We start from the raw sequence: 19669 nt of genomic DNA, 5'->3' as shown, positions 1-19669 counted from the left end.
CCCGTATCTGCCGCGAATCCGCTGGCGGCGCAAGGCGCATTACGGCAAGGCGGATGCCATGACACTCGATACCGCCCGCCAATATGCTGCTCTCGCGCTCGATCTGGCGCGCAAGGCAGCAGAGCTGGGCGAGGTGCCGGTGGGCGCGATCGTTGTCCGCAAAGGCAAGGTCATAGGGCGGGGCCATAACCAGCCCCGCGCTTTGCACGATCCCACCGCGCATGCCGAGATCATGGCGATCCGCGAGGCATGCGCAACACTGGCGAGTGACCGGCTGACGGGATGCGATTTATGGGTGACGCTGGAACCGTGCGCGATGTGCGCCGGGGCGATCGCGCACGCCCGGATCGCGAGGCTGCACTATGCGGCCAGCGACCCCAAGGGCGGGGCGGTCGAGCATGGCCCGCGCCTGTTCCATCAGCCCACGGTGCTGCACAGGCCGGAGGTCTATGCAGGCGTTGGAGAGGAAGAGGCTGCGCTACTGCTGAAGGCATTCTTCGCCGCACGGCGATAATGCCTTGGCCGTCATTCCCGCGAAAGCGGGAAACCCGCTTTTTCATTAACGTCGCGTGAGAAGCGGGCCCCCCGCCTTCGCGGGGGTGACGATTTCAGACGATCAAACTTTCGGAGCGATCAGTGGACGAACCGCGCCACCACGTCGCGATAGCTGCGCGAGACCTTCACCTGCGCGCCCGATTCGAGCACCAGGAAACATTCGCCATTGGTGTGCGGCTTGACCTGGCGGACCAGCCCAAGATTGACGATGGTCGAACGGTGCACGCGCTGGAAGTTTCGCGGGTCGAGCCGCTTTTCCAGATCCTTCATCGTCTCGCGCAGGATCAGCGAATTGTCGCCGGTATAGATGCACATGTAATCGCCAGCGGCATCGATGCGCTCGATGGTATCGACATCGACGCGGAAGATCTGGCCGCGATCCTTGATGTTGATGAGCTTCTCATAGCGGTTCGACGAAGCGGCTTCGTCTTCCTCGCCCAGATCGAGATTTTCCACCGCGTCGGGGGCCACCTCGTTCAGCACGTTCATCAGCTTGACGGCTTCCTCGCGGCCCTTCTTGTCGCGGATGCGTTCGCGGATGCGATCGATCGCATCGGCCAGGCGCACGTCCTCGACGGGCTTGAGCAGATAATCGACAGCCTGCGCCTCGAAAGCCTTGATCGCGTGCTCGCTATAGGCGGTGCAGAACACGACCAGCGGCGGCTCGATGTCCATGATCCCCTGCACGACAGAGAATCCGTCGAAGCCGGGCATCTGGATGTCGAGAAAGATCAGGTCGGGCTTGAGTGTCTTTATCTTGCGGATGGCCTCGCGTCCGTTGAGGCAGGTATCGATAATCTCAATGTCTTCGAACTTTTCCAGCCGGAGCTGCATGCCCTGGATCGCGAGCTTCTCGTCATCGATCAGGATGGTGCGGATGGTCATGCCTGTAATTGCCTTTGTTCGCGTGTTTCAAACGGAATTTCGATAATCACGCTATAGCCGCCCCCGGGTGATGATCGTGTCTCAAACCGGTGATTGTCTTCATATGCCTGGGACAGTCTGTCCCTGATATTCGCCAGCCCGACCCCGGTTGATGCATTGGCTTTCTCGCCCTGCTTCTTCAATCCGGGCCCTGTGTCGGTTACGGTGATACGCAGCAGAGGTCCGATGAGTTGCGCCGAGATGTTGATATCGGCCCCATCCTCCTTGGGTGTCACCGCGTATTTAATGGCGTTCTCAACCAGTGGTTGCAAGAGCAACGATGGGAGAAGCGCCTTGGCCGCATTGGGCTCTATGTCGAAATGCGCGCGCAACCGCTCCTCGAAGCGCATCTTCTCGATGTCGAGATAGAGCTTCAAAGTCTCGACTTCCTGCTCGAGCGTCACGCGCGCCGTCGGCTCGTTGGCGAGCGTGTAGCGCAGGAACGAAGACAGGCGCGAGAGCATCGCGTTCGCGGGTTCGGTCTGCTTGAGCAGCACCAGCGTCGAGATGCTGTTCAGCGTGTTGAACAGGAAATGCGGGTTGAGCTGATAGCGCAGCATCGCCAGCTGCGCGCTGGTGGCCTGGTTCTCCAGCCGCAGCATCTGGTCCTGCTGTTCCTCGATCCGCAGGAAGAAGTTGATCGCGTAATAGAGCGCCGACCACGCGCCGAGCAGGGTGAGGTCGAGATAGAAGGCGCCGAGCAGGATCGCGGTGAAGTTGCTGTCGGTGCCGGGGCGATAGAGCGTGGCGACCCAGGCGTCGACAAAGGCCCAGAGCGCGGATCCCGTCAGCAGTACGATCAGCGTCACGCCCCAGGTGACCAGCGGCTTGCGGTCGATCAGCGTCTGGTAGATCACGCTCATCACCAGCGAGACCGAATAGCCGGTGATCGTCGCGATGATGATCGGCACCAGGAACGAGATCGGCTGGCCATTGGCGAGCCCGGAGATACCGCGCAGCGCCAAGGCACCTGCCCAGCCCAGCGTCTGCAGGTTCCAGAAGGCCCGGTTCTTGTTGGCAAAGAACGGTGTCGGCTTGATAGGCAGCATCGCCATGGTGAACCCGGTCTAGCCGGTTTCGCTCCCGCACCCCACAATTTTTTGCATCCGCTGGTAGGCTGGGTTACGCTTCGTACAAACAGACAGGAGAGGATGCCCATGACGGATACGCTGGCGCCCGAGGCTCGGGCCAAGTTCACCGCGATGACCAACGGGACGCAGGAAGACTGGGCGATCATCGCCGGGCAGTATCGCGAATTTGCCGGGGGACTGGCCGACAGGGTGCTGGCGCATCTGCGGCTGCTCGATGGCGATTTCGGCGGTTTTCCGATCGATCGGCTGCAGCACAGCCTGCAAACCGCAACCCGCGCGCACCGCGATGGCCGCGACGAGCAATATGTCGTCATGGCGTTGCTCCACGATATCGGCGACACGCTGGGCAGTTTCAACCATCCCGATGTCGCGGCCGCCATCATCAAGCCGTTCGTGTCGGAGGAGGTGCACTGGATCTGCGCCAATCACGGCGCGTTCCAGGGCTATTACTATTTCCATTTTATCGGCGGCGATCGTGACGTGCGCGAGAATTTCCGCAGCTCGCCCTATTTCGATGCCTGCGCGGAATTCTGCGAGAAATACGACCAGGCAGCCTTCGACCCAGATTACGAGAGCGAGCCGCTCGAGTTTTTCGAACCGATGCTGCGCCGGGTGATGGCTCGCCCGATCAACTCGATGTACGCCAAGGTGGCAGAGCAGGCCTGATTGCCGTGCGCGGATGGCGAGTTGCGCCATGCATGCTGCTGGCGCTCGCGGCCTGCGCCCCTGACGAGCGTGCTTCTCCGCAAGTGCCCGGCACAAGGCAGGACCCCATGACCAATCCCGTCGTCCATTTCGAGATTCCCGTCGAGAACATGGACCGGGCCGTACGCTTCTATGAGGTGGTGTTCGGTTATCGCCTTCGCAGGGAGACGGTCGATGGTTATGCCATGGCCTTCTTTCCGCGTGCCGATGGCGGGGCAGGGGCGAGCGGTGCCTTGGCCCAGGGGGATGTGTACAAGCCCGCCAAGACTGGTCCCATTCTCTATTTCGACGTTGACGACATCGACGCCACGCTCGCTCGGGCCACAGCCCTGGGAGCCACCATCCTCTATCCCAAGAAGGATATCGGCGAGGCAGGCTTTGTTGCTGAGATCGAGGACAGCGAAGGCAACCGCATTGCGCTCAGCGCGGCAAGGGATTGAGGCGAGCAAACGAAGAGGGCACCCGCATATGGCGGATGCCCCCTCGTTCTATCCAAGCTGTTCAATAGGCCTCAGCGCGCCGAATTTTCGGCGTAGAGACCGTCCACCGCCTTGCTGACCAGCACATTCACCGCAACGCGGCGGTTCTGCGCCTTGCCCTCTTCGGTCATATTGTCTGCGACCGGATCGGCCTCGGCCATCCCAGCAGGCGTCAGCATGCGATAGGGCTTCCACTTGCAGACCTGCTGCAGATAGTTGATCACGCTCGCAGCGCGCTTCTCGCTCAGCGTCTGGTTGAACTCCTCGTCGCCATCGGCATCGGTATAGCCGACGACCAGCAGCAGCGCATTGTCCATCTGCTCGGCAGAGCCTGCGGCCGCGCACAGCTCCGCCTTGGCCTGATCGCTGAGCTTCGCCTGGGCGGTGTCGAAATAGACGTTCGTCGTCGCCTTGACGTTATACTGGTCGATATCGCCCATGCGGCCGCGCAGCGCCTCGGTCGCTGCAGTCTGTTCGGCAAACTGCTGGGCGGTTCCGGTGCGGATCATCGACGCGGTCTTGAAGTCGGTATTCTTGAAGGTGATCTGACTGGCCAGCAGCGTGTCGCCCGACTGCAGCGTCTTGATCGTCAGCGGAAGGCCGTTGAGCAGCGCGCCGGTATCCAGCTGGGTGCGGCTTGCTCCGAAGAGACCGCCGGTCGCGCGGACCTGGGTCTGGTCGTTGACGAACAGGATCGTGCGGCTGCCATCGGCGGTCTGAACCTGGATGCGGTCACCCTGGCGCGCGGTGAGCACGCCCTTGATCTCGGGCCCCTTTGTCATCGTCGCGGGATCGGGAAGCGCTTCGGCTTCGCTCGCGACATCGGCGCGCAGCGGCGTGTTCTGCTGGGCGACAAGCGCAGGCGAGGCGGAAAGCGCGAGCGCGGCCAGGGTCAGACGAATGCCCGACGTGGTGGCATGAAAAGGCATAGATGCTCCTTGAGGAAATGAAATTCGTCCCTGTTCCTCGGGAGACTGACAAATGGGGCTATCGGTTCCTGTTGCGACTCGAAGCGTGCGGCAAGACGACGCAATGCGTGCGGCGAGGCGAGGAACAAACGGTCCAGGACCGTTACTCGAGCAGCGCTGGTGGTTCAGCGAGCAGCGGCGGATACCAGCCCCGGGCGTCTCTGGGAGCAGTCTGCATCTTCGCAATCTCGGCTTCGAACAGCCCGACGCGCTTCTTCCAGCGGTAATGGGTAGGGGCAGAAAATATGCCCTTGCCGCGTTGCTTGCCGTAGCGCGTCCAGAACCGCACCGAGGCTTGCGCATCATAGCCGGCATTGGCCATCAGCCAGATCGACAGCTGGTCCGCCTCGATCTCGGTCGCCAGCGTCAGCCTGGCGTTTCTTCCGAGCTGCTGCAGCAGCCCGCGCTGCACCCCCGCCTCGTTGAGCCGCCTGCGATGCTCGAGCAGATTGTGCGCCAGTTCGTGCGCCAGGATGGCCGCGAGTTCATCATCGTCGGCCATGAACGAAAGCATCGGTACGGTGATGCCGACGATATCGCCGTCTGCGGACGCGCCATAGGAATCGCTCGGACGCAGCTCGAACCGACTCCGGCAGGCAGGGGTGCCAGTCACCGTGATCGCCATCGGTTGGCCACCCCGCAGGATGCCCAGCACCACCGGTCCCTTGTCCAGCGCTGCCCGCATCCGCGTATCGGCCCATGCTATCGGGCGATAGGCCGCGACCTGGTCGATTGCCGCGAGTTCCGCGGCAGGTGGGGCAAGGGGCATGCCGTTGAACGAGACGATGGCATCGTCGGTGCGAAGGCCTGCACGCGCGGCCGGGCCATCGGCGACCAGCGCGAGCACGGCATAGTCGCCGGCAAAGCCGAAGGTCGCGCGCGCCGCAGCGGCATCGGGATACTGCCCGATATGGTGCAGCGTCATTCCGGCAGCATTCTCGATCGCGCGACAGAATGGCGCGTTGGCCGTAGCGAGCCGGTAGCCGACGCTGAGCACCCGGACATCAGCCGCGCGCAACGCATCCAGCGACCATTCGGAAGCCTTGGGCGATCCTGAAGCGGCGATGGCGGGCAGCGGGACCGCGAGCGCCATCAGCCCCGCCATGGCCCAGGCGCACGCAGCCCTTCGCATGAATCAGCCGACCGGCTTCTTCACCGATCGGGCATCGGCGATCGCCGATTTGAGCTCGTCATAGCCGACCGCGCCGTTGAGCACGCGGTTGCCCACGACCCAGCTGGGCGTCCCGCTGAACTCGAGCTGCTGCGCGATGCGGATATTGCCGTCGAGCACCGCCTCGGCTTGCTTGCTGGCGACGAAGCCTCGCGCAGCAGCCATATCGAGCTCTGCGGTCTTTGCGGCCTGCTCGATCGTTGCCTGGCTAGGGCGTCCGGCGGCGAACATCGCCTTGTAGAACGGATAATATTTGCCCTGCTTTGCGGCGGCCAGGCCCCAGGCGGCGGCGACGCGGCTCTCGTCCGACAGGATGGGGAGCTCGTGGAACACGATCTTGAGATTCTTGTCCTCACCCAACAGCTTTGCGACATCGGCCACGCTCTGGCGGCAGAATCCGCAGGCGAAATCCGAATATTCTACCAGCACGACATCGCCTTCGGGATTGCCGGCAAAGGCGCTGGCATAGGGCGTTTCGACCTCCTTGCGCACCGAGGTTATGCGCGTGGCCGCCTGCTTGCCGCGCAGCTTCTCGACCGCCTCGGGAATGATCTCGGGATTTTCGAGGATATAGGCGCGCACGATCGCCTCGATTGCCGCCTTGTCTTGGGTGTCGAACCCGGCTGCGGCCGCCGCCTTGTCGGCATCCTGTGCCGCCGCGCCGCCCGAGGTCACGGTCGCGCCGCTCTGCCACAGAAGCGTGCCGACACCTGCGGCGATGGTGAGCAAACCGGCACCGATCATAAATGGAAGTTTCCCTGAACGGGCCTCGCCGGAAGAAGACGATTGCGATGTCATGGCGGGCCCTTGGTTGGTGAAATGCAATGGATCGATGCGGCTTAGCGGCGGCGGCGCTGGCGTTCAACCGCATCGCGGGCGAGGATCGCGATATCCTGCGCGCGGATCCAGTCGGCGCTGCCCTGGGGCAGGGTGGTCATCGCCTGTTCGGCGCTCTGTAGCGCCAATGGCGCATTGCCCTGAAGCACATAGCGTTCCGCGCTGGCCAGCGCCGCGCGCGCGGTGTCGCCGCGATCGGCATAGACGACGCCCAGCTGATACCATGCAAACGGATTTTCCGCATCGCGTGCCACCGCCGCCTTCAGCACGCGCTCGGCCTCGGCGAGGTTCGACGGATCCTCGGTCGCGATCAGCGCATGGCCATAGACGCCGGCGATCAGCGACTGGGCGTTGGTGCTCGCCACCGCCTTTTGCAGCGGGGCGATCGCTTCCTTGGGGCGCCCCGATTCGAGCAGGATCTGACCGTAGATTTCAAGAAAATAGGGGTCGTCGGGCGCCTGGGCGAGCAATGAGCGGACCTCTGCCAGCGCCTTTTCAGGGTACGCGCTCTTGTGCCAGGCATAGGCGCGGGCGTAGCGCGCGGGTACGCTCTGGTCGGTCTCGGGATAATCGCGCAGTGTCTCGGTGGGCTCTGCGACATAGCCGACCAGCTTGGCCTTCACCCGCTGGAACCGCGCCTCGAGCTCGGGGTCGAGCGGATTATCATAGGCCGGGTCGTTCTGGTAGATTTCCTGCAACAGCGTGATGCGCTCGCCCGAAAGGGGGTGAGAGCGGTTGTAACTGTCCTCCTGCGGGATCGCGAGACGGAATTCCAGATTCTGCAGCTTCTTGAAGAACGCCAGCGAGCCCTTGCCGGTTAGCCCAGCTTGCGAGAGATATTTCGCGCCCGCGACATCGGCCCCCGATTCCTCGCCACGGGTATGTGCCAGGAACTTGCCCAGAGCCGCCTGCTGTCCGGCGCCGATGATGCCAAGCCCCGCTTCGCCCGCGCCAGCGGCCACCGCCGCCAACCCGAGAAGCAGCGACAATATGGTGATGTTGCCCGCCTTGGAGGCGTTTTCCGACCGGGTGATCGAATGGCCGAGCGCGATATGCCCGAGTTCGTGCGCGATGACGCCCTGGACCTCGTTGGCATTGTCCGCCGCCTCGATCAGCCCACTATGGATGTACACGTCCTGCGTCCCGGCCACGAAGGCGTTGATGCTGCGGTCGTTGATGACGACGACATTGACGTTCGACGGCAGGAGCCCTGCGGCAAGGATCAGGTCGCGCGACATGTCTGCGAGCAGCGCCTCAGTCTCCGCATCGCGCAGGATCGATTGCGCCGCAGCAGGCTGGATCGCCAGCATGACAGCCGCGCACAGCGCCAGCATCCTGGCAAACAGACGGGCTATCGCAGGAGGCTGAGGCTGGGAGCGGTGCTGCATGCGCTGCCGGTTTCCATGGCTAAAGGCTTGATCGAAGGCGGGACAGGTGAAGCCCCGCCGATGAACATGCGATGAAACCGCACGCTCGGGGTCAAGCTTAGCGTGGTGCGGACGATATGCCCAGCGGGGCGGCAACAAATGCGACGACAGGTGGTTCAGGCGGCCCTGAGTTCCGCGAGAAACGCACTGCTGGCCCGGCGCAGCGCCAGCGCCTGCTCCTCCAGTTGCGAGGTGACGCGCCTCATGTCGTCGGAGACCGACTTGACCCGCTGGGCATTCCGGCTGACCGCCTGTGCGGTTTCCTCCATTGCATGCGCGTCGCTGGCGACCTGTCGCGTGGTGGCGTGAATGTCGCTGGTCGCCTCGCCCTGATCGGCAATCACCTTGGAAATATGCGCCGCCCCCTCGGTCACCACATCGATCTGGTCGGCAATGGAATCGATGGTCATTTCGGTCAGGTCCATGCGCGCGCGGATGCCCTGCACGGTATCGTCGACCGACTGGATCGCGCCGCGCGTCTGACCAGACAACTGCTTGACCTCGTGCGCCACGATGGAAAAGCCGCGACCAGCCTCGCCTGCGCGCGCGGCCTCGATCGTGGCGTTCAGCGCGAGCAGGTTGGTCTGCGAGGCAATGTCGTTGATCAGCGTCGTGATCTCGGACACTCTTTCCGCCTGGGCCGCCAGTGCACTGACCGCGACACTGCCTGACATGCTGGCCCCTCGCGCTGCTGCGGCGGCTTCATGCTGTGTATCTACGCGCTGCGCAATCGCCTTGGCTGACTGATTGAGCTGTTCGATCGCGGCAGCGACATGCTGTACCGAAAGGCCGACATTGCTGGCGCGCGCCGTCACCTCGGTCGCACTGCTGTCGGTTTCCTCGCCGATGGCGTGCAGGGCTGCGGCGCTTTTGCCAAGTTGCGCGAGCGCATCGGTGAGCCGATCGACCGTCTGCACAACGGACAGCTCGAAGGCATGAGCCAGATCGGCCCTTGCCCGGCGACGCTCTTCCATGTGACGGTCATGCTGCTGCGCGAGCATCCTTTGCGCGTGCAGTTCCTGCTCGGCTCTTTCGCTCGCCTTTTGCTGCTCCGCCAGAAATCCGTTTTCGCGTGCTTCCGCAAGTTGATGGGATTGCAGGATCGCCTCGGCGTAATGACGCCATATGACCATGGTGCTGCGCCACAAGATGAAACAGAACGTCGCCAGCAGGATGTAGAAATAGAATTGCATCGACTGGCCAGCCACGGCAATTGCAACGCACAGGCCCATGCCCATCGACGCGAACCAGGCCAGGTTTGCCAACGGACGCGAGAGGTAGCACAGCGTACCGATTGCGGTGGTCGATATGCTGATCGCGATGGCCATGTCGTGCAGAGGCGCGATCCCCGAGAGCAGGAGCCCTGCGATAATGGTGGACCAGCCTATCCCGGAAACCAGCGCGACAGCGGTCAAGGCGGTGTCAAGGCGGGGCAGGCTTTTCTGGATGCGGTCGGGTTGGTCCGCGAGCAACTTCAGCTTGAGAAAAATCGGAATATTCGCAACCATGGTCAGGAGGCTTGCGAGACCAGCAAGCAGGACCATGTCGAAGGCCGGCGTGTTCCAGGTGACAAGGGCAAGCAGCGCGCCGGTGATGAAGACCGAGGGGATCATCGGCAACAAGGCGGCGCTGGTCCGCAGCATCTGACGCCGCGCAAATTCATCGCCAACCTTTTCCGCGACGAGCTGACCATGCTGCATGTCAGACCAAATACCCTGGAAATGAACGGTCATTTCCCGGTAGATTTGACGCAGGACTAGGCGCGATCCCCTCGGCATGGGATCGCGCTAGCAGAACATGGTTAATCCGAGGCTAACTTCAACTGGCGCTGCTCCGGGCCACCGGACAGGATCAGCGCCAGACTGAAAGAATGCGATCAAGGCGATCAAAGCACGTATTTGCTCAGATCGGTATTCTTTGCGATGCCGGTGAGCTGCTGCTTGACGTAGTCAGCATCGATGCTGATCGTCTCGCCGCGATGGTCCTCGGCGTTGAAGCTGATTTCCTCGAGCAGCTTTTCCATCACGGTCTGCAGACGGCGGGCGCCGATATTCTCCACCGTCTCGTTCACCGAGGCGGCAATCCGCGCGACCTCGCGCAGCGCGTCCTCGCTGAATTCCAGCTTCAACTCCTCGGTACCCAGCAGCGCGCTGTATTGCTGTGCCAGGTTGGCCTTGGTCTGGGTGAGGATGTGGAAGAAATCCTCCTCGCTCAGTGCCTTGAGCTCGACGCGGATCGGCAGGCGGCCCTGCAGCTCGGGCAGCATGTCGCTGGGCTTGGCGATGTGGAACGCGCCCGATGCGATGAACAGCACATGGTCGGTCTTCATCGGGCCGTATTTGGTCGCAACGGTCGTGCCCTCGATCAGCGGCAGCAAATCGCGCTGCACGCCTTCACGGCTGACCGATCCGCCGCGCACATCGGACACCGCAATCTTGTCGATCTCGTCGAGGAACACGATGCCGTTGGCCTCCGCATCGGCCAGCGCCGCACGCGCGACGTCATCCTGGTCCATGCGCTTTTCAGACTCTTCCTCGATCAGCTTGTCCCAGGCGTCGGCGAGCCGCATCTTGCGCGGCTTGGTGCGCTTCTGGCCGAACGCCTTGCCCATCATGTCGGACAGGTTGATCATGCCCACCTGGCCGCCCATGCCGGGGATTTCCATCGGCATGTTGGGCGCAGCCTCGACCTCGATCTCGACCTCGGTATCGTTCATGTGATTGTCGACGATGCGCTGGCGGAAGCTCTGGCGGGTGGCCTCGCTGGCATTGTCGCCGACCAGCGCGTTGAGCAGCCGCTCCATCGCCGCTTCGGATGCGGCTTCACGTACCTTCTCGCGGCGGCGCTCCTTTTCGAGCCGCACGGCATCCTCGACCAAGTCGCGGGCGATCTGGTCCACATCGCGGCCGACATAGCCGACCTCGGTGAACTTGGTAGCCTCGATCTTGATGAACGGCGCATCGGCAAGCTTTGCGAGGCGGCGCGAGATCTCGGTCTTGCCGCAGCCGGTGGGGCCAATCATCAGGATGTTCTTCGGCGTCACCTCGTCGCGCAGCTCGGCGGGGAGGCGCTGACGCCGCCAGCGGTTGCGCAGTGCCACCGCGACAGCGCGCTTGGCGTCCTGCTGGCCGATGATATGCGCATCGAGCGCGGCAACGATGTTCTTCGGGGTAAGCGTATCGGTCATTCAGTGTCTTCTCTGGAAGGGAGTATCGCGCTCACAAATTGGGGTGTGGCCGCGCTGGCTTCAAGCGCAGCGCCATCCCGCCATCAGGCTGCGGTGCGATTCGACGATCGCGGCGATGTCATGCGGCTGAGGCTCGGCGAGATATACGCCGCGCTCATAAGTGCCTCCGAGCAAAATGCCGTCGCCGCGCGGGAACATGTATCCGGCGGGGAAGGCATAGGCATAGCGGATTTCGGGTTGGGGGATCAGCACCGCGAGCTGTCCGCGCACCGGCACCAGTTCGGGATCGCCGAACAGCTTGGCCGCGCCCAGCCCGGTGCAGTTGAACACCAGGCGCTCGGGAAGCGCCGCGACCTCCGACGGCGTGTTGAAGCTGCGCAGTTCGACCTTGCCGCCAGCCAGGCGAATGTCGCGCAGCAACCGCTCGAGAAAGCGCCCGGTCTCTACATACATGGTCTCGTAGCGGACGACATTGTCGAGCGCGAAGGGGTGCTCGTCCGGGCCAAGCCGCACGCGTCCGGGAAAGCGAGGATCGGACGGCAGCGGACCGGTCCGCCGCGTCTGGTCGTAGGTCGGCAGCCAGCGGATGCCGTAATCGTCGCCCGCCATGATCTGGAAGCGGCGGCGGCTGTAGTCGGCGGCGGCATCGGCCTGACCGCGAAATTCGGGGGTCGCGACATCATCGTCGAAATAGCCGGTGGGGAAGATCTGGCCGCCGGCGATGTTCGATGTCGTCTGCGGTGGCAGCGCGGCGGTGTAGATGGTGACCGGATAGCCAGCCTCCTGTACCAGCCGTGCGGTGGTCAATCCCATGATGCCGGCCCCGATCACCGCAACGGGACCCGAATGGCTGGGCAGGCCGAGCGAGGTGGCGAGGCGCGAACTGCCCCAGCTCAGCGAGATGCCGCCGCCGCCATGGCCGTAATTGTGCACCAAGCGCGTGTCGCCCAATGCCTCGGCGCGCACGACGAAGCCGGAGGGGCGGAACGGACGCAGCCCGGCCACGGTGCGGATCACGCGATTGGCATCGACCTGCACCTTCGGCAAGCACATCGGCGGGGCAGGGGGCGCGGCCACCGGACGCGTCGTCGCGTCTGTCGTGCATCCCCCCAGCAACAGCGCGGCACCGCCGCCCGTCACCAACCCCCGCCTGTTCGTCTGCCACAGCATGGCTGCGGACCCTAGGGCATCAGGCGGCGGTGTCGAGCGTCTCGATCGTCAGCTGGTCGTTCGTATAGACGCATACGTCGCTGGCGATCTTCATCGCCTTGCGCGCGATGACTTCCGCGTCCTGTTCGTATTCCATCAGCGCGCGGGCTGCGGCGAGCGCGAAATTTCCGCCCGATCCGATCGCGGCGACGCCGTCCACGGGTTCGAGCACGTCGCCGTTCCCGGTCAGGATGAGCGTCACCTCCTTGTCGGCTACGATCATCATCGCTTCCAGGTTGCGCAAATACTTGTCGGTCCGCCAGTCCTTGGCGAGTTCGACCGCGGCGCGCATCAGCTGACCCGAATGGCGCTCGAGCTTGGCTTCGAGCCGCTCGAAGAGAGTGAACGCGTCGGCGGTCGCGCCCGCGAACCCGCCGATGACCGATCCGTCGCCCAGGCGGCGCACCTTGCGCGCATTGGGCTTCATCACCGTCTGGCCCATCGATACCTGGCCATCACCTGCGATCACCGCCTTGCCGTTCTTGCGAATGCCGACGATGGTGGTTCCATGCCATACGGGCATGCTGCTGCTATCCTTGCTCATGGCCCGCGATATGGTGGAGCTGGGCAGGGGCCGCAAGCCCTACATGATGCGGCGGACTTCTTCGCCGTCATAGAGCCGCACGTCCGATCCCAGCCGTTCAACCTGCGCGAGCCCCGCACCGAAGGCGGCCATGTGCGGTGAGGCGAAATGGGCTTCCAGCGCGGCTTCGTCGACCCAGCGTTCGGAGATGCGGATGATGTCGGGATCGTTCATGTCGCGGGCAAAGGCATAATGCAGGCAGCCTTCTTCCTGCCGCGTCGCCTCGACCATCTGCCTGGCGGCCTCGGCAAACTTGTCGATTTCACCCGGTGCGAACTGCAGCCAGCCTTCGATGATGAGCATGTCGCTTGGTCTCCTGCCTTGCCGGAGCTTCGTCCGGTACGACGACAGGGTTACGGTGCTTGGGCGGCGGCGGCAAGTCAGCTGCCGGTATAGCTTCGGTACCAGTCGACGAAGCGGGGAATGCCAATATCGATTCCGGTGGTCGGTGCGTATCCCAGATCGCCCTGGATCGCGCTGATATCGGCATAGGTCTGGTAGACATCGCCCGGCTGCATCGGCAGCAGGTTGCGGATCGCTGGTCTGCCGCACGCAGCCTCGATCACGTCGATCATCCGGCCCAGCGGCTCGGGCTGGTTGTTGCCGATATTGTAGAGGCGGTGCGGCGAGACGCTCCCGCCGGGCTTGACCGCGCCGTCATCGGCCGGCGGGCGGTCGATCACGGCGAGCACGCCGGCGATGATATCGTCGATATAGGTGAAGTCGCGGCGCATATCGCCATGGTTGTACACGTCGATCGGCTGGCCCTGCAGGATCGCGCTGGTGAACTTCCACAGCGCCATGTCGGGCCGGCCCCAGGGCCCGTAGACGGTGAAGAAGCGCAGCCCCGTCATCGGCAGGCGATAGAGATGCGCATAGGTCTCGCTCATCAGCTCGTCCGCCTTCTTGGTGGCGGCATAGAGCGAGATCGGGTGGTCGACACGGGAATCGACGCTGAACGGCACGGTATCGCTGTTGCCATAGACCGACGAGGACGAGGCATAGACGAACTGGCGGACCTGCCTGTGCCGGGCGACTTCCAGCAGGTTGAGATGCCCGACCAGGTTCGACTGCACATAGGCGCGCGGATTGTCGATGCTGTAGCGAACCCCCGCCTGCGCGCCGAGATGCACGATGGTCGTCAGCTTATAGGGCGCAATCGCGGCCTCGAGCGCGCCATGATCGGCGAAATCCAGCTCGAGAAAATCGAAATGTCCCGCGTTGATCGTGCCCAAGTCGGCCAGTCGCGCATGCTTGAGCGCGGGATCGTAATAGGCATTGAGATTGTCGATGCCGACGACATGCTCGCCGCGCTGCATCTGCGCGCGCGTCAGGGCATGGCCGATAAACCCGGCGGCTCCGGTGACGATGATGGTCATGGGATTTGGTCTGCCCGATCAGCCGGCGAGACGCAAATGGCCGCTCGGACGCTCGGGCGAGGCAGGCTGGTCGGGCCAGATTCCGCGCGTGTCGTAGACGATCTTGCCCGCGCGTTCGGCGAGCGGGATCGACTTGAACACGTCATGGTCGACCAGCACGATGAACAGGTCGCAGCTTTCGATTGCATCGTCGACATCGATCAAGCTGGCGCCCAGCCCGTCATAGGCGGGTGGCAGCGTCTGCGCATAGGGTTCGACGATGCGGATCCGTGCGCCGAATTTCTGCGCCAGCGCCAGCGCGACCTTGTTCGCGGGGCTCTCGCGGAAGTCGTCGATATTGGCCTTGAACGCCAGGCCCAGGCAGGCGACCTTCGCATCCGGATTGGCCTCGATCAGCGCGCCCGCCTTGCCGAGCACATGATCGACCTTGCCGTCATTGACCCAGCGGGCGGTGCGGATCAGCGGGGTTTCATCTGGAGCGCCATGGATGATGAACCAGGGGTCGACCGCGATGCAATGGCCGCCGACGCCGGGGCCGGGCTGCAGGATGTTGACGCGCGGGTGCCGGTTGGCGAGGCGGATCACTTCCCACACGTCGAGCCCCATGCGATCGGCGACGATCGACAGCTCGTTGGCAAAGGCGATGTTGACGTCGCGATAGGCGTTTTCGACCAGCTTGGTCATTTCGGCCGAGCGTGCATCGGTGGTGATGCATTCGCCGCGCACGAAGCGACGGTAGAAGGTCAGCGCCTTGCGCGCGCAGCGGGGGGTGATGCCACCGATCGAGCGATCGTTGTTGGTCAGTTCCTCGAGAATGCGGCCGGGCAGCACGCGCTCGGGGCAATATGCGATGGCGATATCGGGAATGTCGCTGGTCAGGCCCGGTACTTTCAGATCGGGGCGCAGCTTGGCGATCAGGTCGCGCATTTCCTCGGTGGTGCCGACGGGCGAGGTCGATTCGAGGATGATGCAGTCCCCGGCCTTCAGCACCGCGGCGATGCTGCTCGCGGCCTGGAGCACATAGCTGATATCGGGGGCATGCTTGTCGTCGAATGGGGTCGGCACCGCGATGACGAACACGTCCGACGGCTCGACCTGGAGCGAGGTGCGCAGCATGCCGCGCGCGACCACGCCCTGGACCAGGCCGTCCAGATCGACTTCCTCGATATGGATTCGGCCCTCGGCAATGGTGCTGACGACATGTTCGGACACATCGACGCCGAGCACCCGGCAGCCCGAGCGCGCGATGATCGCTGCTGTGGGCAGGCCGATATAGCCCAGTCCCAGAACGCAAACTTCAGGCTTCTTTTCGGACAGCATGCTCAATCCCCGATCGTGGTCGGCCCGGCGGTGCAAAGCGGCGAACCATAGAGGCCTGCTCTAGTCGCGTCCCGGTTAAAAAACCGGTAAGCAGTGGCTGCATCACCCGCAAGAGTGGCAATTTCAGGGCCTGATGCGCCAAGGCTGCTGCGTGCCCTTATCGCCTTTCCCATGCCGACCCGGACCCTTCGGCATTGGCCACCCTCAGGCAATCAAACGGTACGCCCCTGCTCGACACAACAAAAAAGGGCGGCCCTTGGGAGCCGCCCTTTTCCGTTTAGCGTGCGCCTGATGAAATCAGGGGCTGTTCGGCTCGTCGTCGTCAGCGATGACGATGATGCCGCCGATGACGGCCGCAGCAGCGACGACACCGATGATGATTCCGGTGCTGCCTTCAGCTTCGCTCTCTTCGCTCGACGCTGCGGCCACACGACCGGCAGCCTGAGCGAGGACCGGTGCGCCGACCATGGTGGTCAGAGCGATCGCGGCCACAGTGGCTTTGAACATTTTCATTTTGATATTCCCCATAAGGAGTTTTTGCGTTCAACGATCAGATGGCACAATCAGGCGTATGTTGCAAGTGCGAAATGGCCATATCGCACCATAACGGTGGCGAAAGTTTGCGATAGGTCGAGACTGCCGAATATCCTCAAAATGCCGCTTTTATCGGACGTCCGGGTACATGTCCTTGAGTCGGTGCCGCATGCCGAAGGTCCAGGCGAGGCCGACCTTGAGATAAATAAAATTGGCTTTCAGGGGCCCCCATGCTGCAATGCGGCGGTCGGATGTGATGACCGGCTTGCGTGTCATCCTCAGCTTGCCGAGTCGCGCAAAGCCGATGCACAGATCGGCCTCCTCCATGATCGTGGCGTCCGCCGGAATTCCCCCTATGCGCAGATAATCGGTGCGGCGGAAGAACATCGCATGGTCGCCGAACAGCAGCCGGACACCGCGCACGAACAGGTGGGGGTGGGTGACGATGGGATAATAGGTCTTCCACCAGTTGTGCGCGGTGGTGAACCAGCGCGTCTTTTCGCCCCGGATGATCGGCAGGAAGGTGGCCAGCGCGATTCGGCGGTCTGCCAGCACCCGGCGAATGTGCGTGATCGCATCGGGCGGTAGCAGACTGTCGGCGTGCAGGATGCACACGAGATCGCCGCCGGCCTGTTCCACCCCGAAATTGATCTGCGGGCCGCGTCCGCGCGTCGGCGAAAGCTCGGTTCGCCAGCCTGCCGCTCTCGCCAGTGCAACCGTTTCGTCCTCGCTGCCGCCATCGACAAGCAGGATCTCGTCGGGCTGCGGATCGAGCGCGGCGACATTGGCGATCGTTGCCGGCAGGGCCTTGGCCTCGTTCAACGCCGGGATCATCAGCGTCACGCGCATTGGCCAGGCTCCGCGAGATACGGCCAGCGCGCCAGGTCCTCGGGCCGGTCGCAATCGGCGAGCGTGGGCAGCAGGGCCACGCCAAGGCCGAGAGCATCGCACCGTCGCAAGGTCTCGGGCAGCACGGCTTCGGTGCTCCACGGCATATCGACCAGCAATTCGGGGTGAGCGCTCTGCATTCCGATGAGATAATAGCCACCGTCCTCTGCGGGGCCGATCACGACATCATGGCTTTCCAGCGCCGCCATGGCGGATGCGACAGTCGCTACATCCAGATCCGGCGTGTCTGCGCCGAAGAAGATGTGCGGATGGTCGCGTGCGGCATCGATCAACCGCTCGGAAAGCCCGCCCTCCACCTGCTCGATCAGCAGGACCCCATCGCCGAGCCAATCGCGGAATTGAGTTTCATCAGCCCCGGCAAAACGCACTTCCACGGGCGCTCCCGCCTGCAACAGGATATGGACGGTCCGCCCTGCGAGGTGACGATGGACTGTTGCCGCTCCTACCGCGCCCAGAGCAGGAATCAGCCGCGTCTTGGCATAGCCCGGCACCGGATATTTGGCGAACAGCACGAGATCGGGCAGGGCGGTCATCGCGCAAGGCTTAACGCTCCGCGAAAGGGAAACAAGCCTTGCATCGCTATCCTGCCGCCATATGGTGCGCGGCCCGGCCAACCGACCTCGAGGAGCCTCGCGCATGTCCGACACCATTCTGTTCGATTACTGGCGCTCGTCTGCCAGTTACCGCGTCCGCATCGTGCTGAATCTCAAGCGGATCGCCTATCGGGCAGTGCCGACCGACTTGCTGGCCCGCCAGCAAAAGGCTCCCGATTATGTCGCGCGCAACCCGCAGGGGCTGGTGCCGATGCTCCATATCGACGGGCAGGACCTGACCCAGTCACTGGCGATCATCGACTATCTCGATGCGACGCGCCCCGAGCCGCGCCTGATCCCCGCCGATCCGGTCGCGCGCGCCGCCACACTCGCGCGCGCCATGGTGATCATCGCGGACATCCACCCGGTCAACAACCTGAGGATGCTGCATTATCTCAAGAACGAGATGGGCCAGGACCAGGCGGCGGTCGATGCGTGGTACCGCCACTGGATTGCCGAGGGCTTCGCCGCGCTGGAAAAGATGGCACCCGAAACCGGCGTGTTCGGCGGTGATGCACCCGATCTAACCGATGTGTGTCTGGTGCCGCAGGTCGCCAATGCCAGGCGGTTCGAACTCGACATGGCACCCTATCCGCGCCTGACGCGGATCGATGCCGCGCTGCAGGCGATCCCGGCCTTTGCCGCTGCCCATCCGGAAAGGGTGAAGCCCGCGTGAAGGTTGCCATCCTCCATCTGGTCTGCGGCGTCGGACTGGCGGCACTCGCATCTGCCCCAGCGCATGCGCAGGAGGCCCAGCCGCAGGGCGATACGATCAGCTGGCCTGATGCGCCGATCACGGTGGTCGGGCGCCCTCTCGATGCGCCGATCGGCGACCGCGCCTATAGCGTCACCACCATCTCGCCCGACATGCTGGCCAACGAACCCAGCCAGCGGCTCGAAAACGCGCTCAGGCTGGTGCCTGGGCTGCAGCAGTTCCGTCGATCGGATGCGCGCAGCGCCAATCCGACCAGCCAGGGGGTGACGCTGCGCGGGCTCGGCGGCAACGCCTCAAGCCGTGTGCTGATGCTGCTCGACGGCGTACCGCAGAGCGATCCGTTCGGCGGCTGGATCAGCTTTCCCGGCTATGACGCCATCAACCTCGCCAGCGTGCGCGTGCGGCGCGGCGGCGGCACTGGCGGCGATGGCCCCGGCGCGCTCGCCGGAACGATTGAGCTCGACAGCTCGGGGATCGCGCCCGGCCAGTCGAATGTCTATTCCGACCTTGCCTATGGCAGCCGCCAGTCGCTCGAGGCGAGCATCGGCACGACGCAGGCGCTCGGGCAGGGGGGGCTGACGATCTCCGCGCAATATGCTCGCGGCGACGGCTTCACCCCGGTGATAGCGCGCCAGCGCGGCCCGGTAGACCGCCCAGCTCCCTATGAGCAGCTGGGTGTCAACCTGCGCTTCGTCGCCCCGCTCGATGCCAGCACCGAACTGCAGGCCAGTGGACGCGTCTTCACCGACGAGCGCGAGCGCGGCTTCGCCTTCAGCGACAACCGCAACGACGGCGCCGACGCCAGCCTGAGGCTGGTCGGGCGCGGCAACCTGCCCTGGTCGGCGCTCGCCTATGTGCAGATGCGCCGCTTCGAGAGCAGCTTCGGTGCGATCAGCGCCGACCGCCGTACCGTCACGCAAAGCCTGGACCAGTACAACACCCCTTCGACCGGCATAGGTGCGCGCGCCGAAATCCGCCCTTCGCTGGGCAGTGCGGGCGAACTGCGCCTCGGCGCCGAATGGCGGCGGACGACGGGCGAAACGCGCGAGCTGTTCACCTTTGTCGCGGGCGCGCCCACCCGCC

At 63.9% G+C, this 19669-nt stretch carries 22 protein-coding genes; 6 read left to right on the top strand and 16 right to left on the bottom strand.

The annotated features are described in order from the left end of the window. Positions 1-58: 58 nt before the first annotated feature. Positions 59-514, top strand: a complete 456-nt coding sequence (locus tag AX735_RS06580; protein WP_066277499.1) for a nucleoside deaminase — start codon at positions 59-61, stop codon at positions 512-514. 119 nt (positions 515-633) lie between these two features. On the opposite strand, the gene AX735_RS06575 is transcribed toward AX735_RS06580, so the two are convergent. Together AX735_RS06575 and AX735_RS06570 are read right to left on the bottom strand one after the other, a co-directional pair. Then, entirely contained in the window at positions 634-1440 is an 807-nt protein-coding gene (locus AX735_RS06575; protein ID WP_023837830.1) for a LytR/AlgR family response regulator transcription factor, read from the bottom strand. Then, positions 1437-2534, bottom strand: coding sequence for a sensor histidine kinase (locus tag AX735_RS06570; RefSeq protein ID WP_066277491.1), 1098 nt, complete (start codon positions 2532-2534; stop codon positions 1437-1439). Before AX735_RS06570 ends, AX735_RS06575 begins: the two co-directional genes overlap by 4 nt. Before the next feature lie 96 nt (positions 2535-2630). Between AX735_RS06570 and AX735_RS06565 the strand changes: the two genes are divergently transcribed. Together AX735_RS06565 and AX735_RS06560 are read left to right on the top strand one after the other, a co-directional pair. Beyond that, positions 2631-3236, top strand: a complete 606-nt coding sequence (locus AX735_RS06565; RefSeq protein ID WP_171007784.1) for an HD domain-containing protein — start codon at positions 2631-2633, stop codon at positions 3234-3236. Between the two features lie 107 nt (positions 3237-3343). Beyond that, positions 3344-3715 (top strand): VOC family protein, encoded by a 372-nt coding sequence (locus AX735_RS06560; RefSeq protein WP_066277479.1) that lies wholly within the window; start codon positions 3344-3346, stop codon positions 3713-3715. A 71-nt stretch (positions 3716-3786) separates the two neighbouring features. Here AX735_RS06560 and AX735_RS06555 read toward each other — a convergent pair whose 3' ends face one another. From AX735_RS06555 to AX735_RS25660, 5 genes are all read right to left on the bottom strand, one after another. After that, positions 3787-4683, bottom strand: coding sequence for an OmpA family protein (locus AX735_RS06555; RefSeq protein WP_066277475.1), 897 nt, complete (start codon positions 4681-4683; stop codon positions 3787-3789). Between the two features lie 142 nt (positions 4684-4825). Next, entirely contained in the window at positions 4826-5815 is a 990-nt protein-coding gene (locus AX735_RS06550) for a M48 family metallopeptidase (RefSeq protein ID WP_171007783.1), read from the bottom strand. 42 nt (positions 5816-5857) lie between these two features. After that, positions 5858-6637 (bottom strand): DsbA family protein, encoded by a 780-nt coding sequence (locus AX735_RS06545; protein ID WP_082750970.1) that lies wholly within the window; start codon positions 6635-6637, stop codon positions 5858-5860. A gap of 95 nt (positions 6638-6732) precedes the next feature. Then, a complete protein-coding gene (locus AX735_RS06540; RefSeq protein WP_066277469.1) occupies positions 6733-8118 on the bottom strand; it encodes a M48 family metalloprotease in 1386 nt (461 codons plus the stop codon). A 155-nt stretch (positions 8119-8273) separates the two neighbouring features. Beyond that, positions 8274-9131, bottom strand: coding sequence for a methyl-accepting chemotaxis protein (locus tag AX735_RS25660; RefSeq protein WP_171007782.1), 858 nt, complete (start codon positions 9129-9131; stop codon positions 8274-8276). On the opposite strand from AX735_RS25660, the gene AX735_RS25655 reads away from it, so the two are divergent. After that, entirely contained in the window at positions 9093-9917 is an 825-nt protein-coding gene (locus tag AX735_RS25655; RefSeq protein ID WP_171007781.1) for a hypothetical protein, read from the top strand. The genes AX735_RS25660 and AX735_RS25655 overlap by 39 nt on opposite strands. Positions 9918-10042: 125 nt before the next feature. Here the strand turns inward: AX735_RS25655 and hslU are convergent, their stop codons facing one another. The 9 genes from hslU to AX735_RS06490 all read right to left on the bottom strand — a co-directional run bounded on the left by hslU (position 10043) and on the right by AX735_RS06490 (position 17811). After that, positions 10043-11344, bottom strand: a complete 1302-nt coding sequence (gene hslU, locus AX735_RS06530; protein WP_066277462.1) for an ATP-dependent protease ATPase subunit HslU — start codon at positions 11342-11344, stop codon at positions 10043-10045. Between the two features lie 60 nt (positions 11345-11404). Continuing rightward, entirely contained in the window at positions 11405-12514 is a 1110-nt protein-coding gene (locus AX735_RS06525; protein WP_066277454.1) for an FAD-dependent oxidoreductase, read from the bottom strand. A 19-nt stretch (positions 12515-12533) separates the two neighbouring features. Continuing rightward, positions 12534-13076, bottom strand: coding sequence for an ATP-dependent protease subunit HslV (gene hslV / locus AX735_RS06520; protein ID WP_066277495.1), 543 nt, complete (start codon positions 13074-13076; stop codon positions 12534-12536). 60 nt (positions 13077-13136) lie between these two features. After that, positions 13137-13439 (bottom strand): putative quinol monooxygenase, encoded by a 303-nt coding sequence (locus AX735_RS06515; RefSeq protein WP_066277451.1) that lies wholly within the window; start codon positions 13437-13439, stop codon positions 13137-13139. A gap of 77 nt (positions 13440-13516) precedes the next feature. Further along, positions 13517-14515, bottom strand: coding sequence for an NAD-dependent epimerase/dehydratase family protein (locus tag AX735_RS06510; RefSeq protein ID WP_066277444.1), 999 nt, complete (start codon positions 14513-14515; stop codon positions 13517-13519). A gap of 18 nt (positions 14516-14533) precedes the next feature. Continuing rightward, complete coding sequence (gene wecC, locus AX735_RS06505) at positions 14534-15835, bottom strand: UDP-N-acetyl-D-mannosamine dehydrogenase (RefSeq protein ID WP_066277442.1); 1302 nt, start codon at positions 15833-15835, stop codon at positions 14534-14536. 297 nt (positions 15836-16132) lie between these two features. Then, on the bottom strand, positions 16133-16348 hold the full coding sequence (locus tag AX735_RS06500; protein ID WP_066277493.1) for a hypothetical protein: 216 nt from the start codon (positions 16346-16348) through the stop codon (positions 16133-16135). 150 nt (positions 16349-16498) lie between these two features. Further along, on the bottom strand, positions 16499-17218 hold the full coding sequence (locus AX735_RS06495) for a glycosyltransferase (protein ID WP_066277440.1): 720 nt from the start codon (positions 17216-17218) through the stop codon (positions 16499-16501). Beyond that, positions 17209-17811 carry a TIGR04282 family arsenosugar biosynthesis glycosyltransferase gene (locus AX735_RS06490; RefSeq protein ID WP_066277437.1) on the bottom strand — a complete coding sequence of 201 codons (603 nt, stop codon included), beginning with the start codon at positions 17809-17811 and terminating at the stop codon, positions 17209-17211. The genes AX735_RS06495 and AX735_RS06490 overlap by 10 nt, the downstream gene beginning before the upstream one ends. A gap of 103 nt (positions 17812-17914) precedes the next feature. Here AX735_RS06490 and maiA point away from each other — a divergent pair, with 103 nt between their 5' ends. Further along, positions 17915-18547, top strand: coding sequence for a maleylacetoacetate isomerase (gene maiA, locus AX735_RS06485; protein WP_066277434.1), 633 nt, complete (start codon positions 17915-17917; stop codon positions 18545-18547). Then, positions 18544-19669: TonB-dependent receptor plug domain-containing protein (locus AX735_RS06480; protein WP_156447437.1), on the top strand; the 1126-nt coding region annotated here is incomplete at its 3' end. The genes maiA and AX735_RS06480, both read left to right, overlap by 4 nt.

This window comes from Blastomonas sp. CCH1-A6 (assembly GCF_001556365.1).
GTDB lineage: Bacteria > Pseudomonadota > Alphaproteobacteria > Sphingomonadales > Sphingomonadaceae > Blastomonas > Blastomonas ursincola.
This window is presented reverse-complemented; position numbering and strand designations above follow the sequence as displayed.